We start from the raw sequence: 16,249 nt of genomic DNA on the forward strand, positions 1-16,249 counted from the left end.
TTTGGTGATGTCCCACCACGTCAGTGATTCGGTTGGCCGAATCATTCACTCGAATCAGTGATTCGCCAACCCATGTATCGCGTATTCTTTGCCGGGTCTTTACCAAAAGGCCAGAGCATCCGGCAGTGTTGCTATTTCCCCTTACCTTTTGCAGGGTCGATTTGCTCTAAAAGCGCGTCCAATGCGTCGCGTTCTTCACGGTTTAGAAGCGAGCCATTGTCCGCAACTTCGTATGTCGCTTTGTCCTCGGTCTGGCTGCGTATCGCGTTGTTGCGCGCCTCAGCGGCTTGGCTAAGACGCCATGTGACACCTTCGTCAGGAAGGGTATCCATATCTTGGGCGGCATCCGCCACCTCGCGTCTTAACCCGCGCATCGCCTCCAGCTTCATCAGCTCCTCGTTCAGACAGGCCTCGACGGTTTCGTCATCATCGGGTTGTCGGATCGCGGGGGTAATCTGCACATGGTTGAGGGCATAGAGTTTTTCAAGGGCACGGCCCCCAATTCGATCAGTTATGGTGCTTTCAAGCACGTCCGCGCCTTCATGGGCATGTCGCAGCAGCACAGTTTGTAGTCCGCCGTGATCGGGGCCAATCATATCCAACCGCTCCATCCGGCTTTCGACAAGCTCCAACATGTCAGGGCGTCGGATCAGGATCGCAAGGATCACCGCTTCGCGCAGTACCTCTTGGGTTTGGTCATCTGCGGTGGCCAGTAACGAACTTTTGGTTGAAGGCTGAACTGGCGGAGTCTGTGCCCAACCGCGCCCCTTCCCTGGTTGCCACGGGCGCTTGCCCGCCCCCTGTCCCTTTGGACGCGCCCGAAACAAATCCCAACGTTTGTCCTTGATAGCTTGTCCATAGTGCGACCGGATCGAGGGGTCTTGAATGCGCGCAATCGCAATGCGCAAGTCTTTGTCCAGTGCAGCCTTACGCTCTGGGCTGTCGAACACTTTGCCTTCCGTTTCGCGCCGCCACAGCAGGTCGACCATGGGGATCGCGCCGTCGATCAGGGCCTGCATCGCCTCAGGCCCACGCTCTTTCAAAAGATCGTCGGGGTCTTTGCCTTCGGGCATGATGGAAAACCGCAGGCTCTGCCCGGCCTCTAACAACGGCAACGCATTGTCGATCACCCGCATCGCCGCACGCAGACCAGCCGTGTCGCCATCCAGCGCGATAATGGGTTCAGGAGCGATCCGCCACAACAGACGCAATTGGTCTTCCGTAATCGCGGTGCCAAGGGGCGCGACGGTCGCGCCAAATCCTGCTTCGGACAAAGCGATCACGTCCATGTACCCCTCGGCCACGATCAGGGGGTTGCCTTTGCCGGCTGCCTCGCGGGCCGGGCCGTGATTGTAAAGGCTGCGCCCCTTGTCGAACAACTCCGTCTCGGGCGAATTCAGGTATTTCGCATTGTCATCCGGGTCCATCGCGCGACCACCAAATGCAATCGCACGACCACGCGCATCACGGATCGGAAAGAGGATGCGGTTTCGGAACGTGTCATAAGGCTTGCCCCCCTTCTGGCTGGGCTTGGCCAAACCCGCCCCAAGGATCAGATCATCGTCGACATTCTTGCCCTTCAGATGATCCCACAGACCTTGCCAGGCATCCGGCGCAAAGCCGATCTCCCAACGCTCCAGGGCTGCATCGCTCAATCCACGCCGGGTCAGGTAATCGCGCGCCTCAGCACCCGCAGCGGTCTTCAACATCAAGCGAAAATGGCTGACCGCCATTTCCATTACCTCGGCCAGCTGGGTGCGTCGGTCCGCCTTTTCCTTTGCTTTTGGATCGCGTGCGGGCATTTGCATACCCGCCTCTCCGGCCAATATCTCGACCGCCTCCATGAAGCCCACATTTTCAGTCTCGCGCACAAACGAAATCGCATCGCCTTTTTCGTGGCACCCGAAGCAATAGTAATAGCCCTTGCGATCATCCACATGAAACGACGCGGTTTTTTCCTGATGAAACGGGCATGGCGCCCACAGATCGCCCTTGGCCTGATTGGATTTCCGCGGGTCCCATATGACTTTACGTCCGACGACCTGACTCAGGCTCAGACGGGTGCGAAGTTCATCTAGAAATCCGGGTGGCAGCGACATGGTCTATATATCGGGGCGATGCGGGCGAGAGTCCAGTGGGTGGCGAAGCCGATTATGCCCCAACTGCGCCGCGCACCATGTCCCAGTATCGATCCGCCACGGCGTCACGCGACAGGCGTCCGCCCTCTCGATACCAGGTATTCACGCCGGTCAGCATTGCGATGATCGCCATGGTGGACAAACGAATATCGGGCGCATGAATGACACCATAGTCCTGCCCGGCGCGCAAAATCTCTTCCAGCTTGCCTTCATAGTCGCGACGCAAGGCTTCGATGGACGCAAAGTTATCCTCGGTCAGGTTTCGAAGCTCCATGTAGGCAATAAACACCGCATCGGGGCGTTCCAGATGGAACCGAATATGAAAGCGCGAAAACGCCTCAAGCGCCTCAAGCGGACCGGTGCCTTTGGCCTCGACCTCCCACGCCGCCAATAGCTCGTCCATATGCGCGCGCATCAGGTCATAAAGCAGGCTTTGTTTGTCTTTCGTATAAAGATAGAGCGCGCCGGCCTGCACGCCGACCTCAGCCGCGATCTGCCGCATCGAGACCGCCGCAAACCCGTGTCGAGCGAATAGCGTCAACGCCGCCTCGCGCACACGAGGACCAGTGATTTCGCTATGGGATCCGGTTTTCCGCGCCATAGCGCATTGATAACTGAACACTCGTTCAGATCAATCCCTTTGATACCGACCCAATCAAGCCGCGATGCCCGCTTGCGACGCCCCGCCACGACCGATATGTTTGCTGCAGCCACGGATACATCCACAGGCAGAACCGGAGAGACCACCAATGCACCCGCGCACGATGATCATTTCTGCTGTCTTGCCCTTTGCCGTGGCCGCATGCGCCCAAGTTCCAGATTTCGACGCAGGCGCAGCGGCAAACGCGCCCCACCCCGAGATCATCTCGATGAACGAAATCATGGCCACGCCCCCGGTCGCTGGCGCGCCGGAAGACATCGCTGCCCTAGCCGCGCGGGCGGCTCAACTTCGTGCGCGCGCCGCGGCGATGCGAGCCACGCCGGTGGTTGATACTGCCGCCGAAGCAGATCTGCAGGACGCGCTTGATCAGAGCTGATCCTTTCCCCAGCACCATTTTTTACCGAAAGCGTTCTCTGCGGATTGCACCGGCTTGGGTCATTGGATACACCTCGCCTGATATTCATCACAGCCGACGGAGTGCAACATGAGTGACAACAGCCCCCTGCGCCTTGGGATTGCAGGTCTTGGCACCGTCGGCATCGGCGTCGTCAAGATCATTCGCCGTCAGGCCGCCCTTCTTGAGGATCGCGCGGGACGCCCCGTTGTGGTCACAGCCGTTTCGGCCCGATCAAAGGACAAAGATCGCGGTGTCGATTTGTCGGATTATGCATGGGAGGACGATCCGGTCGCGCTTGCAAAACGCGACGATATCGACGTGTTTGTCGAACTTATGGGCGGCCATGAAGGCCCTGCAAAAGACGCTTGTGAAGCTGCAATCGCGGCAGGCAAGGACATCGTCACCGCCAACAAAGCGCTTTTGGCCCATCATGGTCAGGACCTCGCCTTGGCCGCCGAGGCTGCGGGCATCCGCTTGCGTTATGAGGCCGCCGTCGCGGGTGGAATACCGATCATCAAATCGCTGACCGAAGGTCTGGCTGGCAACGAGATCACCCGTGTGATGGGCGTCATGAACGGCACGTGCAACTATATCCTGACGCAGATGCAGGCCACCGGTCGCGGCTATAATGCACTTTTCGAGGAATGCGCGGAGCTTGGTTATCTGGAAGCCGACCCGAACCTTGACGTGGGCGGTATCGACGCGGGCCACAAACTGGCAATTCTGTCGTCAATCGCGTTTGGCACTCAGGTGAATTTTGAAGCGGTCGAGCTGGAAGGCATCCAACGCATCCTGCTTGAAGACATCGAACACGCCGCCGAAATGGGTTACCGCATTAAACTTTTGGGCGTTGCGCAAATGACTGGTCGTGGTCTTGAACAACGCATGAGCCCCTGCCTTGTGCCTGCTGGATCACCTCTGGGCCAGCTGGAGGGCGGCACGAACATGGTTGTCGTCGAAGGTGACGCCGTGGAACAGGTTGTTCTACGTGGTCCCGGTGCAGGCGAAGGCCCCACCGCCAGCGCGGTCATGGGCGATGTGATGGATATCGCCCGTGGTCTGAACATTCCGACATTTGGGCAATCTGCCAAAACTCTGCGCCCGGTCACCGGCGTGCGTGCCACAAAGCCTGCGCCTTACTATCTGCGCATGGTGCTTTTGGACAAACCCGGCGCGTTGGCGAAGGTCGCTTCGGTGCTGGGGGATGCTGGCATCTCGATCGATCGGATGCGTCAGGTCAGCCATGAACAAAAGCTCGCGCCCGTCCTGATCGTGACCCACAAGTGCACCCGTGATGCACTGGACACAGCGCTTGCAGGCCTTGCAAAAACCGGCGTCGTCGACGAGGACCCGGTCGCGATCCGTATCGAAGAAGTCTGAGGGACCGCGCATGGATTGGTTTGCTGCCGTCGATATCTATTGCGAACGCACCGCGCCCGGGTTCTGGAATGAACCGCTGAACGCGATCTCAAACCTGTCCTTCATTCTTGCAGCCCTTTGGGGCTGGATCGAGGCGCGAAAGCGTGGGCGCACCGATCTGGCGACTTACGTTCTGGTCATCCTCGCTGCAATGATCGGTGTGGGCAGCTTCCTGTTTCACACCTTCGCAAATGCGTGGTCTGGGCTTGCAGACGTCGTTCCGATCTGGACCTTCGTTGCCATATTCATCCTCGTCGCCATTCACCGGATTGGCGGCGTGCGCCCGGGGCGCATTGGGATCGGCGTGGCAGTTGTCGCCGGTATAATTGCCATCCTCTTTGCATTCGGAGGTGACGGCAGCGGCAGCCAAACCACAGCCCCCACGCCCGAGGTCGCGCAGACCCACGCGCACGCGGAAGCTGGAAATTCGTTGCTGAATGGCTCGGAGCAATACTTGCCTGCCATTCTGGCGCTGATCGTGTTCTCGTTCCTGGCCCGACGGAAGAACCATCCATTTGCCCCTTGGGTTGCTGCGGCCACAGTTGTCTTTGCCATTTCTCTGACGCTGCGCACGTTGGACATGCATATGTGTGGGGTCCTGCCCATCGGCACGCATTTCCTGTGGCATACGCTGAATGGTTTGATGATCGCGCTTTTATTCCAAGGGTTGATCAGAAGCCCGGTCTCGGACAGCACCGCAAATCACCGCTAAGCGCTAACAGCCACCGTCAAATGCCTTGCCCCTGCGATGTACGGGCACTAAACCGATGCACAACATTGATAGTAAGGATTGCCTCACATGGCCGATAAAGTCGTTTTTCAGGACCGTTTGCTTTCGCTGGGTCTGGCCCGCGTATCCGAAGCCGCTGCGATGGCATCTGCCACCCTTATAGGACGCGGAGACGAGAAAGCAGCCGACCAAGCCGCTGTGAACGCCATGCGCGACCAGCTGAACCTTCTGGACATCCAAGGCACGGTTGTGATTGGCGAAGGCGAACGTGACGAAGCCCCGATGCTCTATATCGGTGAAGAGGTCGGCTCGGGCGATGGCCCTGCCGTTGACATCGCGCTTGACCCGCTAGAAGGCACCACACTGACCGCCAAAGACATGCCAAATGCGCTGACCGTCATTGCAATGGCCCCGCGCGGTACGCTTTTGCACGCGCCTGATGTCTATATGGAGAAACTGGCCATTGGGCCCGGCTATCCTACCGACGTCGTAAGCCTTAATATGTCTCCGGCCGAACGTGTTAAGGCGCTGGCGGCGGCACGTGGCTGTGATACATCCGACATCACGGTCTGTGTGCTGGAACGCCCCCGTCACGAAGAAATGATCGAAGGCATCCGCTCAACCGGTGCCGCCATCCGCCTGATCACTGACGGTGACGTGGCTGGTGTGATCCACTGTGCCGAAGCCGAAATCACCGGCATCGACATGTATATGGGTCGCGGCGGCGCACCCGAAGGCGTGTTGGCCGCATCCGCTTTGAAATGCATGGGCGGCCAAATGTGGGGTCAGTTGACCTTCCGCAATGATGACGAACGAGGCCGCGCTGCCAAAGCAGGCATCACCGATTTGGATCGCATCTATACCCGCGATGAAATGGTAACAGCGGACGTGATCTTTGCAGCCACCGGCGTCACCGACGGCTCCATCGTTTCTGGCATCAAACGCGAGCCGGGGTTCCTAACAACCGAAACCTTGCTGATGCGCTCGAAAACCGGATCTGTGCGCCGCATGATCTATCGCAACCCCGTGTCGGCCGGCTGATGACTGAAGCGCGAGCGCTGATCCTTATCGACATCCAACAGGGGTTTGACGACCCCTTTTGGGGCGCACGCAACAACCCAGATGCCGAAGCAAACGCCGCCCGGCTTTTGACCTTCTGGCGGGCCAATAACTGGCCCGTTTTTCACGTTCAGCACATATCAACATCGGTGGGCAGTCCCCTCAACCCCGAGGGTGGCCGTGCTGACTTTAAGCCGGAGGTCGCGCCTCGGCCTGATGAACCGATTTTAACCAAGCACGTCAACTCTGCCTTCATTGGAACCGATCTGGAGGCGCGGCTGCGCAAGGCTGATATTGGTTCAGTCGTGATTTGCGGTCTGACCACGCCCCATTGCGTGTCGACCACCACGCGCATGGCCGCCAATCTTGGCTTCGACGTCACCCTTCCCCACGATGCCTGCGCAGCTTTCACCGGCAACGCGGACGCAACTTGGCGCAACGGAGCATCCCCTACGGCGGAAACAATCCACACAACCGCGCTTGATCAATTGAACAGCGAGTTTGCGACGGTCTGCACCACGGACGAGGTGTTGGCTTGACCAGTTTTCTTGGTGTGGACAGTTCGATCACCGGACGCCGCTGGGTCGGCCCATCTACAGAAACCAACCGACAGGCCGAAGCGCTTGCACAGCATACGGGCCTGCCACCTGCTCTTTGCATGATCCTTGCACAGCGCGGCGTTCCTGCCGAGGAAGCTCCGGGTTTTCTGGAACCAACCCTACGTGACCTGCTGCCCGACCCGCGCAAACTGAAAGACATGGAGCATGCATCGGCACGTGTCCTGCAGGCTTTGGATCAGAACGAACAGGTCGCGATTTTCGCTGACTATGACGTCGATGGCGCGACCTCGGCGGCTCTGCTGATTGATTGGTTTCGGTTCTTCAGAAGGAAGGTCACGCTTTATATCCCCGACCGGATCGACGAAGGTTACGGCCCCAACACGCCCGCGATGGAGAAGCTTGCTGCAGATCACAGTCTGATCATCTGCGTCGACTGCGGCACGCTAAGCTATGATCCCATCGCCGCCGCACGCGCAAAAGGGGCCGACGTGGTGGTTTTGGATCACCACTTGGGCGGCGAGACCCTGCCCGACGCGAATGCAGTGGTGAATCCCAACCGGCAAGACGAGGCTGATGTGCCCGGTTATCTGTGCGCAGCCGGTGTGGTGTTCTTACTGTTGGTCGAATTAGGACGCCAATTGCGCGAGGCAAGTCGCCCCGGCCCTGATTTGATTTCCATGCTGGACCTCGTAGCGCTAGGAACCGTCGCCGACGTCGCACCGCTGACCAACGCCAACCGTGCGCTGGTACGTCAGGGCCTGAAGATAATGGCGCGACGCGCACGCCCTGGCATGGTCGCCCTGGCAGATGTTGCGGGGCTGAACGAACCGCCGCGAGCCTATCATCTTGGCTATCTGATGGGGCCCCGCGTAAATGCCGGCGGGCGCATTGGCAAAGCCGACCTTGGGGCGCGACTGCTTTCGACAACGGACCCGAACGAAGCGCAGTCTATCGCCGAAAAATTGAATGAACTGAATGCTGAGCGGCGCGAGATTGAGGCCCGTGTGCAGGACGCCGCGATGGAACAGGCAGAGGCGCGAGGGCTCGATGCACCACTCGTCTGGGCAGCTGCTGATGGCTGGCATCCGGGTGTGGTCGGGATCGTTGCCAGCCGCCTGAAAGAGGCCACCAATCGTCCGTCGGTCGTGATCGGATTCGATGGTGAAGACGGCAAGGGATCCGGCCGCTCGGTATCCGGAATTGACCTTGGAGCGGCCATCCAAAGACTGGCCACAGAGGGACAGATTGCCAAGGGTGGGGGACACAAAATGGCCGCCGGCCTGAGCCTGACCCCCGCGCAACTTGAACCCGCAATGGAGCGGTTGAGCGAGTTGTTGTCCAAACAAGGTGCAGGATCGCTCGGTACGGCCGATGTGAAAATCGATGCATTGATGATGCCCACAGCGGCGAGTGTTGAGCTGATCGAAACGCTCGAGCAGGCTGGTCCCTTTGGTGCATCCGCTCCAGCCCCCAGATTTGCGTTCCCTGATGTGCAAATCCTCTTTGTAAAACGTGTGGGGCAAAATCATCTGAAAATCAGCTTCGGCGACGGAATGGGAACACGTATAGACGCCATTGCGTTTGGCGCTTTTGATGGCCCACTTGGTCCAGCGTTAGAGCAACATGGCGGACAAAGATTCCATCTCGCGGGCCGACTCGAAATCAACCAATGGCAGGGGCGAAGCAGCCCACAACTACGTCTGGAAGATGCCGCAAAAGCCTGATTTTCTTAAGGCTTATAGTTTTTTTAAAAAAGCTGAAAATCCCTCTTGCGCGCTCTGACCCTTTCTCTTAGAAACCCCCTCACCAACAGCGTGGCCCGTTCGTCTATCGGTTAGGACGCCAGGTTTTCAACCTGGAAAGACGAGTTCGATTCTCGTACGGGCTGCCATTCTCACTTATATTTTCATTGTTTTGCATCAAAAATGCAGACGATTTGGCATGTTGGTCAGACGTGGTGCCAGCTACTATGGTGAACCGATCACGGATTTCGAGACATCTAGACCATAGCGGTCATTGGAGCCAACAGGTTCGCGCGGCTGCGGCGATCACAACTTTGCGAACTTCGATGCCGACACGATACATGCCCCAGGCATGAAGGAACATTCTTCGAAGCAGCGTGTAAGGACAATTACCGCCGTCAACGCCAGATCATCGCCCCTCCAATATAACACAGCCTTGAGTTCTACACCCGCATTGCGTTTATCCTGCTCTTTCGGTCGGGTCTGCTGAGCGTTCAAACATCGTATAACAAGCTCTGCCGCGATCTTTCGAAGCGTATAGCGCGCGATCCGCATCTGCCGTCATCTGGTCGGATGTTGCCTTGTCGTAGTCCGTACTCCTCACAATTCCGATACTGGCAGAGATGCTGCAATCTTTTCCCTCAAAAGGAATGGGTTGCTCCAAACGGCGGATGATACGCGCCGCGATATTACCTAGAATATGTTCGTCCGTCAGGCGACCAAACAGAATGACAAACTCATCTCCTCCAACTCGGGCGACCATGTCGGATTCTCGCGTCTCGGCCGAGAGTACGCTGGCAACTTCGCACAGCACTGCGTCTCCGGCAGCATGCCCAAGGGTGTCATTCACCGCCTTGAAGAAATCGAGATCAATGTGCATCAAAGAGAACTGAGCTGACCGTGCGACGCTGCGCTCGAAAGTTGCATCAAACGCGCGCCGGTTTTTCAAACCAGTCAGACCGTCGGTCATAGCCTCTACCTGCGCTTCAGCTTTTTCACCGTGAAGACGGTGCGCCATCTGAGATGTAGCGGTCATAGCGGCTGACTTGGCTTCCATCAGATAGAGCATCTCGACTGTCAAATCAGTCGGCGCAAAATCAGAGCCGGCCAGCCGATAGCGCGCGACCGCCTCGACGACTGAATATCCAAAGGACAGGTTCATCAACACATGAGATCCACCGGGAAGAACGGCCACTGCGCCCACCATTGTCGTGCCGGCCGCGTCTTTCAGGCGAAGATGCACCTTCGACCCGGCCATTGCCCTGACGTCGTCCATAGACCGCACAACGCGTGGGCGCCTGAGTTCAAAAAGGGAAAACGCACTTCGACCCTTCAAATCAGCGCCGAATACTTTGGTAATCGTAGGCCCAGCGTGGCTGACCCGAGCCCCATCATCCAGCAGCAAGTGCATCGGCATCATTTGGTCAAGCGTACCTGGGGCGATCGGGATTGAGACATCCAAATTCATGATGCACACTCGGTAGTTAGATGGAAAGCCCGCCCTTCTCCGTGTTGCATTTCAAGCAATCGGATCGAGATCACTTCTTCATTATCAACGCTACCCTGATGCTCTAGAAACACCAGCGCGCCATAGTCATCCGCAAGGGCACGCAAAACGCCAAGGAGGACATGCCCGCACCCATTTGGTACACCGCGACACGTCACGCTGTATTCCTCAGACGATTTCTCCTCTAATTCGATCACCGGCAAGTCTAGATCGGGGATAGCGAGTTGGGCCCGTCCGCGCAAATCTTCTAACGAATGAAGGAAATCTGTGTAGTTCACGCCACCAAACCGCAACAAACGGCGCACACGCTCGACCCGTTTGTCCGCAACCAGATATGTCCCAAAATCTTCCAGCAAGGTATCAGTGGGTTTGTCCAACCGGTTTGCCGCCAGAGAAATCAATCGATCCGCCAGTTCAGAATCGTAACGAAACAAGGGCTCAAAACTATCAAAACCCAAATCAAGGTCGCGCATAATTTCACGCCACTTAGGAGCCCCATAGGTAAATATGAGGAACCCTTCAAAACACCAAAATATCAAACCATGTATCGTCATCGCAAACTCGTTTCCGATGCGACCCTAACAACCGAACGTAAACAAACTGGTAACGCGGTCCAGACGTTAGGCCTCGGTTTTAATTTAATGTTTTGCCGCGTCTAACCACGCCGGAATATGCGCAATGTCATCTAATACGACGTCAGCATAGGGCGCTAAGTCATCGCGGGTGGCAAGCCCAGTCAGGACGGCGATCGTCTGCATACCTGCCGCGCGACCCGCTTGAAGATCATGCAGGCTATCACCCACCATCGCGACACGCGCCGGCGCGATCCCGATGGCCGAGGCAAAGGCCAGACAGGGTCCCGGCTCTGGCTTCGACCCGTAGCCGCTATCATACCCCGATATGAAATCAAATAGGTCTGTCACCCCTGCCGAGCTGAGATGCGCGCGCGCCGGCCGCTCTGCGTCATTTGTAGCAACACCTGTCTTCAGCCCTTGGCGGCGCAATTCCTGAAGATACGGAACGAGCGGGGTTGCTTCCACTTGCGGCGCCTTGGCAGCTTCGTCGTTAAGAAGTGTTTCTAATGCATCTGCGGGCATCGACACGTGACTTTGCAACGCCTCCACGATTTCGGAAGGCGTACCTGCGATGACCACGCTGTCGCGCTGAAAATGTCGTGTGTCCATATCGAAGCCGATATCATTACCTATGACGCGCGCGCGATCCTGATCACCATCCGCAAGTCGCAGTAATACGGCGTGAGCCCAGCTTTCCCAGGTCGCCTCGAAAAGGAAAAGTGTCCCGTCCTTGTCGAAGAGTAGTGCATCAATCGCCATCAGGCTGCCTCGCTAACCATCGTGTTTCCGTGGAAATGTGCCGTTTTTGGCCATCAAGTCCAGTGATAATTTGCACCGCCGGGTAGAGCCTGTCGCACCGTGGCGAAATCCTCGTAAGGCAGTCCCAGTGCATCGCAGGCACGCATAACCCACCGGTCGTCCATCATGAGAAAATCAAGAACCGAACCCAGAAATTCCGCATTGCTGGCGTTTTGTCGCAAATCGTCTTGATCGACACCGGTCGAACCCATGAACACAGGCAGCAGCTCCTCGTCCGACACCAGCCAACCTAGAACTTTCAAGCCTGTTGTCTCTGCAAACTCGGGGGTCATTTTCAAACTCCTTAAGAGATGGAAAGGTTTTCTTAACCAATCTGGCGGCAATATGACCAGACCATCCGCAAGGCATGATGACAAGCGAACAATGACAAAGGCGAGTTGACCACATGAGTGAGAGAATCCTTATCTCGGATGACCTTGCGACCAACCGCATCGTTCTGAAGGTCAAGCTGACCGTCGCGCATTACGAGGTGGTGCAGGCAGATCAATCCACTAATGTCGACACATTGGCACGCGATCTTCGGCCGGATTTGATCATTTTGGGGCGGGGTCACGCGCAACACAGCCTTGAGACCTGCCGCCGTTTGAAGGGCGATGATACGCTCGCCGCCATCCCGGTAATCATGATCACAGACAATGATGACCAAGATACACGCTTGGAGGCCCTCACTGCTGGTGCGGATGACGTGTTTTCCCGACCGCTCGACGATACAACACTGATGGCGATGGTGCGCAATCTGATCCGCGCCCGCTCTGCCGAGGACGAGGTGCTGCGGCGGCGCGAGTTGTCGCGAGATTTTGGATGTGCCGAGGCCCCTGCCCTATTTCAACGAAAAGCCCGTGTTGCCCTGATCGCCCCCGACGCTGAAACCGGTATCTACTGGCGTATGCATCTCGCGACCGAGATACGACATCGAATTGACATCATGACACAATCACAGGTGTTGGAGGACTTGGGAAGCCAAGGTGGTGTGCCCGATGCGTTCGTTATCGCCTCCAGCCTGAAGACAACATCGGACGGTTTGCGTCTGATCAGTGAACTGCGGGCACGCCAAACCACACGCCACGCGGTAATTGTTGTTCAAGATTGCGGCGAAGCGCCCTCGCCCAGCTCGATTGCGCTTGATCTAGGGGCGAATGCTGTCTTGCGCCCCGGTTTCGATGCCCGTGAACTGGCATTAAGGCTAACGCGACTTCTGATCCGCAAATTTGAAGGCGACGACCTGCGGAAGAGCTTTGATACCAACCTGGCGTTGGCCGTGCGCGATCCACTGACAGGACTACATAACCGCCGGTTTGCACAAAGTTATCTGAACAGGATGGAGCGCGAATCCCGCAGTTCAAACCAACCCTATGCAATCATGGTGCTCGATCTGGATCGTTTCAAAGCCATCAATGATCTATATGGCCACCTTGCAGGCGACGAAGTGCTGACCGAGGTCGCCACGCGGCTTCGGCAAAACCTGCGCGACATGGATCTTTTGGCGCGGTATGGCGGTGAAGAATTTCTGATTGCTCTGCCCGGTGTGACCCGCCACCAAGCCCACTCGATGGCCGAACGCCTGAGACGCGCCATCGGGGACCGGCCAATCGCACTTGCGTCGAGCGGACAAACTGTTGCAGTCACTATGTCAATTGGAGTTGCAATATTCGGCGCACAGCCGGGGGCTGACACCACGGCGCATGAACTTCTGCATTCCGCTGATCAGGCACTTTACCGCGCAAAATCCGACGGGCGGAACCAGGTAACAGTTGTCTCTGACGCTGCATAGCCGCTCTCGAGGCAAAACCGGGGGCTTAGCTGGCTTGAAACACCCACACCTTCGAGGGGTTTGAGCGTTTCCATATCAACGGGATCAGGGGCTATGCTTTCGCACTGATTTCTCGACCCGATCCGCAAAAGCCCGCCGGTCATCAGGGCTCATCTGTTCAAGTCGTTCGATCAGCAGCATCTGTGCGACCGTGCCGCGTTCAGACCGACGTTCAGATTGTTGCGCCATAAGTGCCGACAATGCCGCAGGGTCGAAAGGTTCGGCCCGGATGACCAGCAACATCTCTTTGAATTCACGGGCCAGTTGCGCCCGGTTCTCCGAAAACGAGCCGCTACGATCTCGCAGAGCCTTACCAATCTCACGACGATCTGATCGGTTCAAAGCCCCCGCCATCGGCGCAAACCCAAGATCTCGGACCTCGCTGCGATTGGGGCCGCGCGGATTAAAGCCGTGATCGCGATGCTTCCCCCAATTGGCCCCCGCGACCAACCCAAGCACAAGCAGGTTAAGCGTCAAGGATATGATCAGCACGATCCGCATCCAATTGGGCCCGCGTTTCTTTGGGCTGTCTATTGGCGTATTGAGGTCGTCATTCATCCCTCATCCTCCATCAAGGCGCCAGATCCCAGATAGGCTGGGCTCAAGTCGTCCAAAGCGTATGTTTCCTGAGCGACAACATAATCACCACTCAAAATCAACCCGCCTGAAAGTGTTTCAAGTTCGGTTGGGGCTGCGAAACCGATCCAAATGCCAGCCACGGTTGCCGTCGCCATACCCGCAACTGCCGGCCATCCCCCTATCGATGCCACGAGCTTTGTCCAAATCCCAACATGTGGTTTTGAAGGCGGCTTTTCGTGCCCGTGCTGCTGGGCCCCGGTCTGCTCGGCCTCTGCGTCTCGCAATATTGCCGAAACCAGCGCTTCTGACGGTTCCGGTTGCTGGGCCTTCATCGCATCAAAAAGCGCATCAAGCTCTTGATCATGCGAAACATTATTGTCAGCTTTTGACATATCCCAACTCCTCTTTTTGGTTTGCGAGCGCATGGGCGAGTGCTTTTTTACCCCGTGACGTCAGACTTTCGACAGCTTCGACACTGATGTCCATGATCTGCGCAATCTCTGGATTGGATTGTCCTTCGATATGGCGCAGAGTGACCGCAATCTTTTGGCGCTCTGGCAGAGCGTTCAAAGCCTTTTGCAGCGCCGCAACCCGATCCGCTTCAATCATCGTGTCGACCGCAGCGGGTGTGTCGTCAGCGGGTTCTTCGATGGCATCAATATCGACACTGCGCCGTTTGCGCAGCCGGTCGGTGCATAGGTTGGACACCACCCGGAATACCCAGGTTGATATCTGCGCCTCGCCGCTGCGCCATTTCGGTGCGATCTTCCAAAGCCGCAACATAGCCTCTTGCGTGACGTCTTCTGCCTCGGCTCGGTCGCCGCCCAATATGCGGGTGGCATAGCCCAAGACCCGAGGCGCCAACCGTCTGGTCAGCACCTCTGCCGCGCTTGGGTCGCCGTTCCCGTAAAGAACCAACAACGCCTCGTCCGTGGCATCTGCATAGGCGTCCAAAGCCATGTTCATAGGTCCTGCCTAAAGCATCAGTGCAAGGGGGGTAAAGGCCCCCGGATCAAGCCGGAGGCCCTGCCTGCCTGTGCCTTAGCCGCCGTGACCTTTGCCGTGACCACCTTTGCGGCCTTTCATAAAGGCCTCTTTCTGGGCCGCATCGAACTCGGCCTGCGAAATGGCATTGTCGTCATCGGTGTCGAACCGATCAATCATACGGTCCAGTTTCGCCTGCTCGGGTGTCAGCTCGTCGATGCTCAGCGTTCCGTTCCCATTGGCATCGCGCTTCGAGATCATCTTCTCGATCATCCAGCCCAGGCGTTTGCCGTCCATGCGACCCTTGCCCTTACCTTCGCCGCCTTCAGCTTGACGCTCGGCTTTCATTGCTTCGCGATGCGCCTGCATCTCTTCTGCGGACAATTCGCCGTCGCCATTCGCGTCAGCAGCCGCAAAGCGGGCCTCGGCGGCGGCTTGCAGATCTTCAGCTGTGATCAGGCCGCTGGCATCCATGTCAATGTCCGCGAACTCCATCTTCATAAAGCCACCATGGCGGCCACCCATGCCACCGTCTTTGCCACCATGGGCCATCGCCACAGTGCCGGTCAGTGTCAGTGCTGCTCCAACGGCCAAAGCAATTGCAGTCGCGGTTTGTTTCTTCGTTACAGTCATAACTTTTCCTTTGTCTTGCCTGTTTGCACCGAGCCTGTTTCCTCGGGCTTCATATCTGTCAAACGCAGCAAGATCGGGTTTCCGTCGCACTTTATCGAAAAAAATCGCGACATCGCGCCGCAACGCGAATTTGGTGACATGCTTTTCCCACCCACATTCCCTATTATAGGTATTGCGCGACAGAGGATTGACTAATGAGTGACGTGATAAGCACGGCGGATGAAGCCATGCCCAAACAACAGATTGACGATGGACAGGAACGCGAGTTGAAGCCTGCTCTCAAGAAAGGGTGGCGCAAGCGCTGCCCAAACTGCGGCACGGGAAAGCTGTTTCAGGGTTATCTAAAGGTGAATGACAGTTGCACTGTTTGCGGCGAAGAGCTGTTTCACCAACGTGCAGATGACGGACCCGCCTATTTGACCATTCTGGTGGTTGGGCATTTCATGGCGCCCCTGTTGCACGTCGTCTATGTGAATTTCGTGCAAGATCCGCTGATCCTGGCTTCGATCTTTACGGTCGGAGTTGTTGCGGCGTCGCTGTATTTGCTGCCGCGTTTCAAAGGCTTCATGATCGGATTTCAATGGGCCAAGCGCGCGCACGGGTTTGCGTTGAAAGCCAAGACGTAAGGGCGGGCGC

At 57.2% G+C, this 16,249-nt stretch carries 18 protein-coding genes and 1 tRNA gene; 9 read left to right on the plus strand and 10 right to left on the minus strand.

Annotation, left to right across the window (positions count from 1 at the left end; genetic code table 11):
- Positions 1 to 131: 131 nt before the first annotated feature.
- On the minus strand, positions 132 to 2,099 hold the full coding sequence (dnaG, locus tag V6N04_RS05235) for a DNA primase (protein WP_371169072.1): 1,968 nt from the start codon (positions 2,097 to 2,099) through the stop codon (positions 132 to 134).
- 52 nt (positions 2,100 to 2,151) lie between these two features.
- Positions 2,152 to 2,739 carry a TetR/AcrR family transcriptional regulator gene (locus V6N04_RS05240; RefSeq protein WP_371169073.1) on the minus strand — a complete coding sequence of 196 codons (588 nt, stop codon included), beginning with the start codon at positions 2,737 to 2,739 and terminating at the stop codon, positions 2,152 to 2,154.
- Between the two features lie 148 nt (positions 2,740 to 2,887).
- Here V6N04_RS05240 and V6N04_RS05245 point away from each other — a divergent pair, with 148 nt between their 5' ends.
- The 7 genes from V6N04_RS05245 (at position 2,888) to V6N04_RS05275 (ending at position 8,855) form a co-directional block, all read left to right on the plus strand.
- The gene (locus V6N04_RS05245) at positions 2,888 to 3,175 is read left to right on the plus strand and encodes a hypothetical protein (RefSeq protein WP_371169074.1); all 288 of its coding nucleotides are present in this window, start codon (positions 2,888 to 2,890) and stop codon (positions 3,173 to 3,175) included.
- 108 nt (positions 3,176 to 3,283) lie between these two features.
- Entirely contained in the window at positions 3,284 to 4,576 is a 1,293-nt protein-coding gene (locus tag V6N04_RS05250) for a homoserine dehydrogenase (RefSeq protein WP_371169075.1), read from the plus strand.
- A 10-nt stretch (positions 4,577 to 4,586) separates the two neighbouring features.
- Entirely contained in the window at positions 4,587 to 5,327 is a 741-nt protein-coding gene (locus V6N04_RS05255; RefSeq protein ID WP_371169076.1) for a ceramidase domain-containing protein, read from the plus strand.
- Between the two features lie 87 nt (positions 5,328 to 5,414).
- Positions 5,415 to 6,386: a class II fructose-bisphosphatase gene (gene glpX / locus V6N04_RS05260; protein ID WP_371169077.1), complete on the plus strand. Its 972-nt coding sequence runs from the start codon at positions 5,415 to 5,417 to the stop codon at positions 6,384 to 6,386.
- Positions 6,386 to 6,943, plus strand: a complete 558-nt coding sequence (locus V6N04_RS05265; RefSeq protein WP_371169078.1) for a cysteine hydrolase family protein — start codon at positions 6,386 to 6,388, stop codon at positions 6,941 to 6,943. Before glpX ends, V6N04_RS05265 begins: the two co-directional genes overlap by 1 nt.
- Positions 6,940 to 8,688 (plus strand): single-stranded-DNA-specific exonuclease RecJ, encoded by a 1,749-nt coding sequence (recJ, locus tag V6N04_RS05270; protein ID WP_371169079.1) that lies wholly within the window; start codon positions 6,940 to 6,942, stop codon positions 8,686 to 8,688. The genes V6N04_RS05265 and recJ overlap by 4 nt, the downstream gene beginning before the upstream one ends.
- Positions 8,689 to 8,780: 92 nt before the next feature.
- A tRNA-Glu gene (locus V6N04_RS05275) sits at positions 8,781 to 8,855 on the plus strand.
- Positions 8,856 to 9,166: 311 nt separating this feature from the next.
- Here V6N04_RS05275 and V6N04_RS05280 read toward each other — a convergent pair.
- From V6N04_RS05280 to V6N04_RS05295, 4 genes are all read right to left on the minus strand, one after another.
- The gene (locus tag V6N04_RS05280) at positions 9,167 to 10,174 is read right to left on the minus strand and encodes a diguanylate cyclase domain-containing protein (protein WP_371169080.1); all 1,008 of its coding nucleotides are present in this window, start codon (positions 10,172 to 10,174) and stop codon (positions 9,167 to 9,169) included.
- Entirely contained in the window at positions 10,171 to 10,767 is a 597-nt protein-coding gene (locus tag V6N04_RS05285) for a heme NO-binding domain-containing protein (protein ID WP_371169081.1), read from the minus strand. The genes V6N04_RS05280 and V6N04_RS05285 overlap by 4 nt, the downstream gene beginning before the upstream one ends.
- Before the next feature lie 84 nt (positions 10,768 to 10,851).
- Entirely contained in the window at positions 10,852 to 11,547 is a 696-nt protein-coding gene (locus V6N04_RS05290; protein ID WP_371169082.1) for an HAD family hydrolase, read from the minus strand.
- A 53-nt stretch (positions 11,548 to 11,600) separates the two neighbouring features.
- The gene (locus V6N04_RS05295) at positions 11,601 to 11,879 is read right to left on the minus strand and encodes a DUF3572 domain-containing protein (RefSeq protein WP_371169083.1); all 279 of its coding nucleotides are present in this window, start codon (positions 11,877 to 11,879) and stop codon (positions 11,601 to 11,603) included.
- A 113-nt stretch (positions 11,880 to 11,992) separates the two neighbouring features.
- On the opposite strand from V6N04_RS05295, the gene V6N04_RS05300 reads away from it, so the two are divergent.
- On the plus strand, positions 11,993 to 13,378 hold the full coding sequence (locus V6N04_RS05300; protein WP_371169084.1) for a diguanylate cyclase: 1,386 nt from the start codon (positions 11,993 to 11,995) through the stop codon (positions 13,376 to 13,378).
- 84 nt (positions 13,379 to 13,462) lie between these two features.
- Here the strand turns inward: V6N04_RS05300 and V6N04_RS05305 are convergent, their stop codons facing one another.
- From V6N04_RS05305 to V6N04_RS05320, 4 genes are all read right to left on the minus strand, one after another.
- Positions 13,463 to 13,975, minus strand: coding sequence for a periplasmic heavy metal sensor (locus V6N04_RS05305; RefSeq protein WP_371169085.1), 513 nt, complete (start codon positions 13,973 to 13,975; stop codon positions 13,463 to 13,465).
- Positions 13,972 to 14,388 (minus strand): hypothetical protein, encoded by a 417-nt coding sequence (locus tag V6N04_RS05310; RefSeq protein ID WP_371169086.1) that lies wholly within the window; start codon positions 14,386 to 14,388, stop codon positions 13,972 to 13,974. Before V6N04_RS05310 ends, V6N04_RS05305 begins: the two co-directional genes overlap by 4 nt.
- Positions 14,375 to 14,962, minus strand: a complete 588-nt coding sequence (locus tag V6N04_RS05315; RefSeq protein WP_371169087.1) for an RNA polymerase sigma factor — start codon at positions 14,960 to 14,962, stop codon at positions 14,375 to 14,377. Before V6N04_RS05315 ends, V6N04_RS05310 begins: the two co-directional genes overlap by 14 nt.
- Before the next feature lie 75 nt (positions 14,963 to 15,037).
- The gene (locus V6N04_RS05320; RefSeq protein WP_371169088.1) at positions 15,038 to 15,613 is read right to left on the minus strand and encodes an EF-hand domain-containing protein; all 576 of its coding nucleotides are present in this window, start codon (positions 15,611 to 15,613) and stop codon (positions 15,038 to 15,040) included.
- Positions 15,614 to 15,807: 194 nt separating this feature from the next.
- On the opposite strand from V6N04_RS05320, the gene V6N04_RS05325 reads away from it, so the two are divergent.
- On the plus strand, positions 15,808 to 16,239 hold the full coding sequence (locus V6N04_RS05325; RefSeq protein ID WP_371169089.1) for a DUF983 domain-containing protein: 432 nt from the start codon (positions 15,808 to 15,810) through the stop codon (positions 16,237 to 16,239).
- The last annotated feature ends 10 nt before the right edge of the window (positions 16,240 to 16,249 follow it).

The sequence above is a fragment of the Aliiroseovarius conchicola genome, from assembly GCF_041403445.1.
GTDB classification, from domain to species: domain Bacteria; phylum Pseudomonadota; class Alphaproteobacteria; order Rhodobacterales; family Rhodobacteraceae; genus Aliiroseovarius; species Aliiroseovarius conchicola.

Coding starts and splice junctions, on each gene's coding strand:
- V6N04_RS05325 (WP_371169089.1), top strand. CDS start 15,808: ATGAGTGACGTGATAAGCACGGCGGATGAAGCCATGCCCAAACAACAG.
- V6N04_RS05305 (WP_371169085.1), bottom strand. CDS start 13,975: ATGAATGACGACCTCAATACGCCAATAGACAGCCCAAAGAAACGCGGG.
- dnaG (WP_371169072.1), bottom strand. CDS start 2,099: ATGTCGCTGCCACCCGGATTTCTAGATGAACTTCGCACCCGTCTGAGC.
- glpX (WP_371169077.1), top strand. CDS start 5,415: ATGGCCGATAAAGTCGTTTTTCAGGACCGTTTGCTTTCGCTGGGTCTG.
- V6N04_RS05245 (WP_371169074.1), top strand. CDS start 2,888: ATGCACCCGCGCACGATGATCATTTCTGCTGTCTTGCCCTTTGCCGTG.
- V6N04_RS05315 (WP_371169087.1), bottom strand. CDS start 14,962: ATGAACATGGCTTTGGACGCCTATGCAGATGCCACGGACGAGGCGTTG.
- V6N04_RS05290 (WP_371169082.1), bottom strand. CDS start 11,547: ATGGCGATTGATGCACTACTCTTCGACAAGGACGGGACACTTTTCCTT.
- V6N04_RS05265 (WP_371169078.1), top strand. CDS start 6,386: ATGACTGAAGCGCGAGCGCTGATCCTTATCGACATCCAACAGGGGTTT.
- V6N04_RS05320 (WP_371169088.1), bottom strand. CDS start 15,613: ATGACTGTAACGAAGAAACAAACCGCGACTGCAATTGCTTTGGCCGTT.
- V6N04_RS05310 (WP_371169086.1), bottom strand. CDS start 14,388: ATGTCAAAAGCTGACAATAATGTTTCGCATGATCAAGAGCTTGATGCG.
- V6N04_RS05255 (WP_371169076.1), top strand. CDS start 4,587: ATGGATTGGTTTGCTGCCGTCGATATCTATTGCGAACGCACCGCGCCC.
- V6N04_RS05300 (WP_371169084.1), top strand. CDS start 11,993: ATGAGTGAGAGAATCCTTATCTCGGATGACCTTGCGACCAACCGCATC.
- V6N04_RS05280 (WP_371169080.1), bottom strand. CDS start 10,174: ATGAATTTGGATGTCTCAATCCCGATCGCCCCAGGTACGCTTGACCAA.
- V6N04_RS05295 (WP_371169083.1), bottom strand. CDS start 11,879: ATGACCCCCGAGTTTGCAGAGACAACAGGCTTGAAAGTTCTAGGTTGG.
- V6N04_RS05240 (WP_371169073.1), bottom strand. CDS start 2,739: ATGGCGCGGAAAACCGGATCCCATAGCGAAATCACTGGTCCTCGTGTG.
- V6N04_RS05285 (WP_371169081.1), bottom strand. CDS start 10,767: ATGACGATACATGGTTTGATATTTTGGTGTTTTGAAGGGTTCCTCATA.
- V6N04_RS05250 (WP_371169075.1), top strand. CDS start 3,284: ATGAGTGACAACAGCCCCCTGCGCCTTGGGATTGCAGGTCTTGGCACC.